Genomic DNA, 8,609 nt, shown 5'->3' with positions numbered 1-8,609 from the left:
CGATGTCCCGCCGCTTAGTTCTAGAGACTTAGCAAACCTAGAACCAACTTTTAAATTAGCGTAAAAACAATGCCTTGGATGTTTTCTGAAGAGGAAATGAAAGAGGGGGTGCCTAAAAAACAGGCGCGCGTGCCGCAGTAGCGGGCGATGGCAGATGTCATGAAAAAAGCCCCCGTTGAAACGGGGGCTTCAGCTTGCGTGTCTATGAAATGGGTGCGAATCAGAGCATTTCGATCCAGTTATGGGTGTCGGGCTCGCGGCCGTATTGTATGCCGGTCAAAGCCTTGTAGAGCTTCATGGTCAAGGGCCCCATCTGGCCGTCGCCGATGGTTACGGTGCGGTCCCTGTATGTCAGTTGCCCGACGGGGCTGACCACCGCTGCGGTGCCGGTGCCGAAGGCTTCGGCGAGGCGTCCCGATTCGGCGCCGTCGAGCAGTTCGTCAACACTCATGGCCCGTTCTTCCACAGTGTAGCCCATTTCGGCGCCAAGCTGCAGGATGGAGCGGCGGGTGACGCCGTTGAGGATGGTGCCGTGCAGCGGCGACGTGACGATTTTTCCGTCGTACAGAAAGCAGATGTTCATGCTGCCGACTTCCTCGACATATCGGCGTTCCACGGCATCGAGCCACAATACCTGGTCAAAGCCCTTGGTGGCAGCCTCTTTGGCGGCGAGCAGGCTGGCTGCGTAGTTGCCACCGCATTTTACTTCGCCGGTACCGCCCGGGGCGCTGCGGACGAACTGGTCGGAAATCCAGATCCTGACCGGTTTGAATCCGCCTTTGTAGTAGGCACCCACCGGGCAGAGGATGATGTAGCAGAGGTATTTTTCCGATGGCTTGACACCCAGGACCGCTTCCGTGGCGATCATGGTGGGGCGGATATACAGGCTGGTGCCCTCGCTGTGGGGAACCCAGTCGGCTTCCAGTCGGATCAGCTTCCTGATGGCTTCAAAAAAGAACTCTTCGTCGACGGGAGGCATGCAGAGGCGGCTGGCACTCTGATTGAAACGCCGGATGTTGTCTTTCGGGCGGAACAGGGCGATACTGCCGTCCTGCCGTCGAAAGGCCTTGAGCCCTTCGAAGATTTCCTGGGCGTAATGAAATACCAGTGCAGCCGGATCGAGCGTAAACGGCGCATAGGGCTGGATACGGGCCGAGTGCCAGCCGCGTCCGGCATCGTATTCCATGACGAACATACGATCGGTGAATTGGCGGCCGAACACCAGCTTGGATTCGTCTTCGATGCGGGGTTTCGGCTGAGTGACAGGCTGAATTTCGATATCCATGATGCGCGTCTCCGATCCGGTGGAAAATCTTATGCCAAAGCACCTCGTTGCTTTAGCATATTTAAACTGTTGCTGGCAAGGAGTTTCGTGGCGTCAAAATGGTGTTGGGCCGGATCGGCGGGGGTCAGTTTTTCAGCCCGAGAAAAGCGAGGGTTGATTCCAGTGTCCGGTTGACGATCTGCTCGCTGTCCACGCCTGCTTCGGCGAGGATCGCAATGGCCTGCGTAAAATTCCCGACGTTCTGGGCAATATGTGAATCACTGCCGATGGCCACGGGGCAACCGAAGCGGGCGCACAGGCGCGCGATCAGTCGGCAGTTGTCGGCACTGCCAAGGCGGCTGGTGATGAATGACGAGTTGTTGATTTCCAGAGCCGTGCCGGTAGCCGCGGCCTGACGCGCCACGGTTTCGTAATCGAGTGGAAAACCCGGATTCCCCGGGTGGCAGATGATGTGGATGCGAGGGTTTTCCATCAGGGCCAGAACTGCCCGCGTGTTGGCTTTGCAATCGCTGGGTCCGAAACCGCAGTCGTGGTGGAACCCGGCCAGCACCACATCCATTTTGTCCAGCAGGCGGTCGCAGAGATCCACCCGGCCGGGGCCGACGATGTTGGCTTCCACGCCTTTGATGATGCGTACCCCTGACAGATAGTCGGGAATCATGTACAGGCATTCGAAATGATAAGGATGGGGGGCTGCCGGCATGGCCGGTCCGTGATCGGTCATGGCGACGCCGCGCAGGCCGCGTGCCGCGGCTGCGGTGGCGATTTCGCCGATGGTGCTGTAGGCGTGTCCGGAAGCCAGGCTGTGAACGTGGAGATCGACTTCGGCGTTTATCGTTGCCGTCATGGGAATCCTTTGGCTGTTGCAAGCTGTTTTTGGGACGGGATGCGAAGCGACATGTTAGCATGTCGCCTTTGTGGGCACAATTACCCTGCTCCGATCGCGGGTGCCTCCCCCTTTTGTTGTTTCCCGGCGCAGGTTCGTGTTATAACAACCCTTCTTTTGGCCTTTCAAGAAAAAACATTCATCCCGAACGGGGTTATTTGCATATGAGTCTGGAAGATTTACTGCACGAGGTGAGCCGCCCCGCCCGCTATCTGGGCGATGAACTCGGCAGCGTGCGCAAGGACTGGCAGAAGGTCGACGTCAGCGTCGCCCTTGCTTTTCCCGATGTTTACGAAGTCGGGATGAGTCACATAGGCCTGCCTCTTCTCTATCGGGTGGTCAATGATCTCGACTGGGTTCTGGCCGAGCGGGTGTACGCCCCCTGGCCCGATCTCGAAGCGCTGATGCGCTCCGCCGGTAGGCCGTTGGCTTCCCTGGAGTCACAGCGCGGGCTGGCGGATTTTCATATCATCGGTTTTACCCTGCAGTATGAATTGTCGTACAGCAATGTTCTGAACATGCTTGACCTGGCCGGAATTCCGTTGCGGCGGGAGCAGCGGGATGCCTCTTTCCCGCTGGTGGTGGTCGGCGGGCCGGGGGCGTTCAATTGCGAGCCTCTGGCGGATTTTGTCGACTGTGCGGTGATCGGCGACGGCGAAGAAGCCATTGTGGAGCTGTGTGAAGCGGTGCGGGCTTCGCGCCGGGCAGGTGAGGACCGGACGGCTTTGCTGTTGCGGCTTGCCGCCATTGAAGGCGTTTATGTCCCTTCTCTGTATGATGTCCAGTATGACGATGTCGGGCGCGTGGCCTCTGTCCGTTCCCTCGGGGGCGCTCCCGCCCGGGTGCGGCGCAGGATCCTGCCTGATCTCAACGTCGACGGTGTGCAAGCGCGACCGCTGGTTCCGTTCATGAATGCCGTGCACGATCGGGTTACAGTTGAGATTGCGCGAGGTTGCACCCGCGGCTGCCGCTTCTGCCAGGCCGGCTTCATCACCCGGCCGGTGCGCGAGCGCGATCCCCGGCGGATTGTCGATCATGTTGCCGACGCTCTGGCCTGCTCCGGGTATGAGGAGGTTTCCCTGTTGTCGCTGTCGGCGGGGGATTACAGTCAGATCGGCCCCCTGCTCAAGGGGCTGATGGATCGCTATCACCAGCAGCGGGTGGCCATGTCGCTGCCGAGCCTGCGCGTCGGTTCGCTCACCGGCGAGTTGATGGAAGAAATCCGCAAGGTGCGCAAGACCGGTTTTACCCTGGCTCCGGAGGCCGGCAGCGAACGTCTGCGCCAGGTGATCAACAAGGGGATCACCGAAGAGGACCTGCTGCAGACGGCGCAGCAGGCTTTCGGTCTCGGCTGGCGAATCATCAAGCTTTATTTCATGATGGGGCTGCCGACGGAAACGGAAGAAGATCTTGCCGCCATGGTCACTCTTGCGGCGCGGGTCAAGCGCGCCGGCAAGGGGACCCAGGGTGGTGCGGATGTCAATGTATCGGTTTCGACCTTCGTGCCCAAGCCGCACACGCCTTTTCAGTGGGAAGCGCAATTGGGGTTGCAGGAAACGCTCGACAAACAGGCCTGGCTGCGCGATGCGCTGCGCAGCAAAAAACTGCGGCTCAAGTGGCACGAAGCGCAGATGTCCTTCATGGAGGGGGTGTTTGCCCGCGGCGACCGGCGCCTTGGCCGGGTTCTGGAGCGGGCGGTGGCGCTGGGCTGCCGGTTTGACGGCTGGCGGGAGCATTTTCATTTTGACCTCTGGCGGCAGGCTTTTGACGATTGCGGGATCGATCCGCAATGGTATCTGCGCGCACGCGATGAGGACGAGATTCTGCCCTGGTCGCATATCGACTGCGGGTTTTCCGAAGGTTTTCTGCTGGCGGAAAGGCATCGGGCATTGCGCCTGGGCTACACGCCCGATTGCCGTTCGGGACAGTGTTCCGGTTGCGGTGTCTGCGATTTTGCCAGCATCAGGCCGCGGGTTGCCGCAGCCGACCTGGTGCCGGAGCCTGTCGAGCGAGGCGTGCCGGAGAACTCCGCACCGGACAGTCCGGAAGAACTCTGCAGGGTCCGGTTGCGGGTGCGGAAGCAGGGGCGGGTGCGGTTTGTCGGGCATCTCGATTTCATGTCCCTGATTCACCGCGCGGTGCGGCGCGCCGGTTTGCCAGTGCGTTTTTCCGGGGGGTTCCATCCCTCCCCGCAGATTTCTTTTCCCGATGCGCTGCCTACCGGAGTGGAAAGCGATGCGGAGATTGTCGATTTGAAACTCTGCCGGCACCGGGAACCCGAAGAGGTTCTTGCGGCCATCAATGCGCAACTCCCTCGCGGGGTGGAGGTGCTGGCCGCACAGACCGTTGCCTGGAAAGCCGCAGCTCCCGCCGTTGCCATTCGCAGTTCCGTCTATCGGGTGCTTTTGCCGGCGGGCGCGTCTGATGCTCTGCCGGAGCGTGTCGCCGCTTTCCTGGAGCGGGAAGTGCTGGAGGTCGCGCGACTGAAAAAGGGGCGCGAGCAGATCCTCGATCTGCGGGCGGCTGTCGAAGATCTGCGCATCGAAGACGGCAGCTTGTGGTTGCGACTGACAAAAGGCAGTCCGATGCCGCTGCTCGCCTGGCTTCTCGACATTCCGGCCGCGCAGGCGGCCCACCTGCCGGTTCGCAAGGTGGCGGTGGTGCTGGACGGGGAAGCCGATTCCGGATACATTTGAACGGTTTTCGCGGAAAGCAAACAGATTCCGTCGCAACCGTGATTGTTGGCGCCAGCGGCCGTTGCCGTGTCCTTCGATCCTGACAGCTGCCAGGCCCGTGGAATGAATGCGTTCAAGCAACGCCGGACTGCCGCTGTTGGTCCCGGGCCGGCCCAACAGAGAGAACTCGTGCCAGGAGGAGCCATGACCAAAGACCTGGTCATTAATACTACATCCCATGAAACCCGCGTCGCTCTGCTTGAAAACGGGCACATCGCCGAATTGTATATCGAGAGAACCCGTGAGCGGGGTATCGTCGGCAATATTTACAAAGGCAAGGTGCTGCGGGTGCTGCCGGGCATGCAGGCCGCTTTTGTCGATATCGGCCTGGAAAAAGCGGCATTTCTTTACGTGGCCGACGTTCTGGGGCAGATGCAGGCCCTGGAGCGCTATATTGACGAGGGGGAAAACGAGGCCGGTCTGCCCGAGGAGGATGGGCGGGAGACGACCGCTCTGCCGCCGATCGAGGAGCTTCTCAAAGAGGGGCAGGAGGTGCTGGTGCAGGTTTCCAAGGAGCCAATCGGCACCAAGGGGGCCCGCATTACCGCCCATATCTCTCTGCCCGGCAGGCATCTGGTCTACATGCCTACCGTCGACCATGTCGGCATTTCCCGCCGCATTGAAAACGAGGAAGAAAAAGAACGCCTGCGCAGCCTGATTGAAGAGATTCGATCGCCAGGGTCCGGCTTTATCGTGCGCACCGCCGCGGAGGGCAAGAACGCCGAGGATCTGAGCGCCGACATGGAGTTTCTTGCAGGATTGTGGAATGGTATCTGTGCGCTGAGGGAACGCAAGGGAGCGCCGTGCCTGATTTATTCCGATCTCGATGTGACCAGCAAGGTCCTGCGGGATATTCTGACCGAGGATGTGCGGCGCATCGTTGTCGACTCGCCGCGGGAATACGAAAAAATCGTCCGTTTTATTGAAACCTTCATGCCGAAGCTCACTTATGTCATCGAGTTGTATGAAGGCGAGGAGCCGGTGTTTGACGCTTTTGGCCTGGAAGTAGAAATCGACCGGGCTCTGGGGCGCAAGGTCTGGCTCAAGAGCGGCGGCTATATCATTATCGAGCAGACCGAGGCCCTGACCGCCATTGACGTCAATACCGGTCGCTTTGTCGGCAAGCACAATCTGGAGGACACCATCCTCAAGACCAACCTCGAGGCGGTCCGGGAGGTTGCCTATCAGTTGCGGCTGCGTAATATCGGCGGGCTTATCATTATCGATTTTATCGACATGGAAAAAGAGGCCCATCGGGAGAAGGTTTTCGTTGCCCTTGAGGAAGCCCTGAAAGGGGACCGCGCCAAAACCAATATTCTCAAGATCTCGGAACTGGGGCTGGTGGAGATGACCCGCAAGCGGGTGCGCGAGAACCTGACCCGCACTCTGTGCGTACCCTGCCCGTATTGTGAGGGCAAAGGCTATGTCAAAAGCCGGACGACCATGGTTTACGAGATTTTCCGGGAATTGCGCCGCGAGATCCGCAATCTGTCCGGATCCCAGGTTACCCTGCTGGTGCACCCAAGCATAGCTTCGCTGATCTGTGACGAGGAGCGCTGGGAAATCGATGATCTGGAGCAGGCTTACGGCAAGCAGATTGCCATTACCGCCCGCTTCGATTTTCATCAGGAGCAGTTCGAGATTCTCTGCAACTGAACCGGCATCGAGGTTTTTCCTTGACAGTCCGGAAATGTCGGGGCTATATTGCGCTTTCGGTTTATACCGAAATACCCAAAAAAGCGAGGTGAAACGGGATGTATGCGGTGATCAAGACCGGGGGAAAACAGTATAAAGTTTCCGAAGGCGACCTGCTGAAGGTCGAAAAAATCGAAGGCGTGGTGGGTGACACCATCGAGCTGAACGAGGTCCTCATGGTCGGCGGAGAAGAGGTAAAGATCGGAACACCTCTATTGCCTGGAGCGAAAGTCACAGCCCGCATTGTACAGCAGGGCAAAGACAAGAAGGTGCTGGTATTTCACAGCAAGCGGCGCAAAGGCTATCGCAAGACCTACGGACACCGTCAGCCCATTACCCGCCTGCAGATTACAGGTATCGAGGCTTAAGGAGGAGGTTTATCCATGGCTCACAAGAAAGCCGGTGGTAGTTCAAAAAACGGTCGTGATAGTGCCGGTAAGCGCCTTGGAGTCAAGCGCTTCGGCGGTCAGCAGGTGACTGCGGGCTCGATTCTGGTACGGCAGCGCGGCACGACCATCCATCCTGGCGCCAATGTCGGTTGCGGCAAGGACTATACCCTGTTCGCCCTGATCGACGGCGTCGTGTCGTTCGAACGCAAAGGCAAGGACAAGAAAAAGGTCAGCGTCTACGCACAGTAACATGCGCGGACCGGCTGGTTGTTTCAAGCCGATGCGACAAAGCACAAGGCCCGGGTTCCCCTGCAGGAGAGCTTCGGGCTTTTGTTTTTGCCGCTCGGCTTCGCCCCCTATGCTGGGCATGGGCACGGTTGTGCGGTAAGCTTTTCACAAACGGCCAGCGGCGCTCCGCCGCGGCGTAAAGGGTGTTCACCCCCGGCACGGAACGGAAATCCCGGAACATTATGAAATTCATCGATGAAGTAAAAATTCATGTCAAGGCTGGTGACGGCGGTCGCGGCTGCTTGTCCTTCCGGCGTGAGAAATTTATTCCGAAGGGCGGGCCGGACGGTGGCGACGGCGGTCGCGGGGGCAATGTCGTGGTGCGGGTTGACGAAGGTCTCGGCACTCTGCTGGATCTTCGTTACCAGGTGCATTACAAGGCCGGTCGCGGCGGTCACGGCATGGGAAAAAACTGCCACGGCAAAAACGGTGAGGATCTGGAGATCCGCGTGCCGCCCGGGGTTCTGGTTTACAATGACGAAACGGGCGAGCTGCTGGCCGACCTCAAACAAAACGATCAGGAGCTGATTGTGGTTCGCGGCGGCATGGGCGGGCGTGGCAACGCACGGTTCGCTACCTCGACCAACCGGGCGCCACGGCATGTGCAACCGGGCATGGAAGGGGAAGAGTTGTGGTTGCGTCTGGAACTGAAACTGCTGGCGGACGTGGGACTTCTGGGTTTGCCCAATGCCGGCAAATCGACGCTTGTCTCGGCAGTCTCGGCGGCCCGTCCAAAAATCGCCGACTATCCCTTCACCACCCTGGTGCCGAATCTGGGCGTGGTGCGTTGTGGCGGGTTTAAGACCTTCGTCATGGCCGATATTCCCGGGCTGATCGAGGGAGCCAGCGAGGGACACGGCCTTGGCACGCGGTTTTTGCGGCATGTGGAGCGCACCGACCTGTTTTTGCATCTGGTCGATCTCTCCGATCTGCAGGAAGGCGACCCCCTGGAGCGTTTCGCCCTGATCAATAGCGAGCTGGCGCGGCACAACCCGGAGTTGCTGCGCAAACCGCAACTGGTTGTGTTGACCAAGATCGACATTTCCGAAGTGCGGGAACGCCTGGACGGGGTGCGCGCCGCCTTCGCCGCCAGGAACATACCAACGCTGGCCATTTCTGCGGTTACCGGGGAAGGCCTCAAGGAGCTGGTGGCCGCGGTGGCTCGCGAACTGGAAACCTTGCGCTCCGCGTCGGAACCCTGCATCGACAATGGCGAAGGCCGCGAGCCCTGGCAACCTGACCTCTCTTGACAAGGGGCTTCAGGGATAGTTAGAATTTCACTTTTTTGTGCCGTCATTTAATGTTGTTCCACGGACGCGATTCCGCGGCCG

The 8,609-nt window shown here is 59.4% G+C and carries 7 protein-coding genes; 5 read left to right on the top strand and 2 right to left on the bottom strand.

Going from position 1 to position 8,609, the window contains the following annotated elements:
• Window positions 1-220 precede the first annotated feature (220 nt).
• On the bottom strand, window positions 221-1,285 hold the full coding sequence (locus AB7E65_RS10415; RefSeq protein ID WP_428745842.1) for a branched-chain amino acid aminotransferase: 1,065 nt from the start codon (window positions 1,283-1,285) through the stop codon (window positions 221-223).
• Window positions 1,286-1,409: 124 nt separating this feature from the next.
• Window positions 1,410-2,132, bottom strand: a complete 723-nt coding sequence (locus tag AB7E65_RS10410) for a phosphatase (RefSeq protein WP_320360404.1) — start codon at window positions 2,130-2,132, stop codon at window positions 1,410-1,412.
• 203 nt (window positions 2,133-2,335) lie between these two features.
• Here AB7E65_RS10410 and AB7E65_RS10405 point away from each other — a divergent pair, with 203 nt between their 5' ends.
• From AB7E65_RS10405 to obgE, 5 genes are all read left to right on the top strand, one after another.
• Entirely contained in the window at window positions 2,336-4,867 is a 2,532-nt protein-coding gene (locus tag AB7E65_RS10405; RefSeq protein WP_428745841.1) for a TIGR03960 family B12-binding radical SAM protein, read from the top strand.
• 183 nt (window positions 4,868-5,050) lie between these two features.
• Complete coding sequence (locus AB7E65_RS10400) at window positions 5,051-6,562, top strand: Rne/Rng family ribonuclease (protein WP_072286896.1); 1,512 nt, start codon at window positions 5,051-5,053, stop codon at window positions 6,560-6,562.
• 98 nt (window positions 6,563-6,660) lie between these two features.
• Window positions 6,661-6,969 carry a 50S ribosomal protein L21 gene (gene rplU / locus AB7E65_RS10395; protein ID WP_072286897.1) on the top strand — a complete coding sequence of 103 codons (309 nt, stop codon included), beginning with the start codon at window positions 6,661-6,663 and terminating at the stop codon, window positions 6,967-6,969.
• A gap of 15 nt (window positions 6,970-6,984) precedes the next feature.
• Window positions 6,985-7,239, top strand: coding sequence for a 50S ribosomal protein L27 (rpmA, locus tag AB7E65_RS10390; protein ID WP_072286898.1), 255 nt, complete (start codon window positions 6,985-6,987; stop codon window positions 7,237-7,239).
• Window positions 7,240-7,460: 221 nt separating this feature from the next.
• Window positions 7,461-8,528 (top strand): GTPase ObgE, encoded by a 1,068-nt coding sequence (gene obgE, locus AB7E65_RS10385; RefSeq protein WP_072286899.1) that lies wholly within the window; start codon window positions 7,461-7,463, stop codon window positions 8,526-8,528.
• The last annotated feature ends 81 nt before the right edge of the window (window positions 8,529-8,609 follow it).

Source organism: Syntrophotalea sp., from assembly GCF_050253115.1.
Classification (GTDB): Bacteria; Desulfobacterota; Desulfuromonadia; order Desulfuromonadales; family Syntrophotaleaceae; genus Syntrophotalea; species Syntrophotalea acetylenica.
Note: the sequence above shows the minus strand (reverse complement) of the source record. Positions and strands in the feature narration are given on the sequence as shown.

Bases quoted from the DNA above. Each gene is read 5' to 3' on its own strand.
- AB7E65_RS10415 (WP_428745842.1), bottom strand. From the start codon at position 1,285: ATGGATATCGAAATTCAGCCTGTCACTCAGCCGAAACCCCGCATCGAA.
- AB7E65_RS10410 (WP_320360404.1), bottom strand. From the start codon at position 2,132: ATGACGGCAACGATAAACGCCGAAGTCGATCTCCACGTTCACAGCCTG.
- AB7E65_RS10405 (WP_428745841.1), top strand. From the start codon at position 2,336: ATGAGTCTGGAAGATTTACTGCACGAGGTGAGCCGCCCCGCCCGCTAT.
- AB7E65_RS10400 (WP_072286896.1), top strand. From the start codon at position 5,051: ATGACCAAAGACCTGGTCATTAATACTACATCCCATGAAACCCGCGTC.
- rplU (WP_072286897.1), top strand. From the start codon at position 6,661: ATGTATGCGGTGATCAAGACCGGGGGAAAACAGTATAAAGTTTCCGAA.
- rpmA (WP_072286898.1), top strand. From the start codon at position 6,985: ATGGCTCACAAGAAAGCCGGTGGTAGTTCAAAAAACGGTCGTGATAGT.
- obgE (WP_072286899.1), top strand. From the start codon at position 7,461: ATGAAATTCATCGATGAAGTAAAAATTCATGTCAAGGCTGGTGACGGC.